At 64.0% G+C, this 728-nt stretch carries 1 protein-coding gene; it reads right to left on the minus strand.

Annotated features, from left to right (window positions below):
- A partial coding sequence (locus tag EZI54_RS23970; RefSeq protein WP_165495878.1) for an exodeoxyribonuclease V subunit gamma occupies nt 1-728 on the minus strand: 728 nt, incomplete at both ends.

The following is a 728-nucleotide window of genomic DNA, read 5'->3' on the forward strand; positions in this document are numbered from 1 at the left end:
CGCTTTCATGCACCGGATTCAGGTTGAGGATGTCGTTCTGCAGATCCTGCAGCAGTGAACGGCCGTCACTTTCCCGGAACAGGTCAACGCGGTCCAGCCAGTGGGCGTAGCTCTCCGGCACATCGTAGTGGTCCAACAGGCGAATATAATCGCGCCCCTGCTTGCCCCAGGCGGCGAGCAGCGGATTGGCGTGCAGGTGCAGGTTGTGGTCGTCCAGTTGAACGGGCATGCCCGGCTTGCGGGCCCGGCGTTGGCGTTCGGCACGCAGCAGATCCTTGTCCTCGATAATATCCGCCCAGTGGTACTGGCAGGGATTGTGGACGCACAGGATAACCTGGCAGCAGCGGCCCAGCGCGCTCAATACGTCGAGCGTTTGCTGCGGCAGGGACGACAGGCCGAATACCACCACCCGCCTTGGCAGATGAGCCGGTCGGCTATCGCCATCAAGTTTGGCCGCGGCTTCCAGGAAACGGGTATGGACCTCGGCCCGGCTGGTATTCGCACCGCTGCCCTCGATATCGGCAATCAGGGCTCGCCACAGCGCCGGCTGCCAGAGTTGCTCAGCGGGTACCGCGCGCTCCTCGGAACCGCGGACATGCAGCACATCCTGCCCGTCAGCCCAGCTTTCCAGCCAGTCGGCCCGGTAGACCTGGTATTGGTCGAACAGGTCCGCCACCCGCTCGGCCAGTTGGTAGCGACGCCGGGCTTCCTGACCGCCACTGAGGAAA

The sequence above is a fragment of the Marinobacter halodurans genome, from assembly GCF_004327985.1.
Taxonomy (GTDB): domain Bacteria; phylum Pseudomonadota; class Gammaproteobacteria; order Pseudomonadales; family Oleiphilaceae; genus Marinobacter_A; species Marinobacter_A halodurans.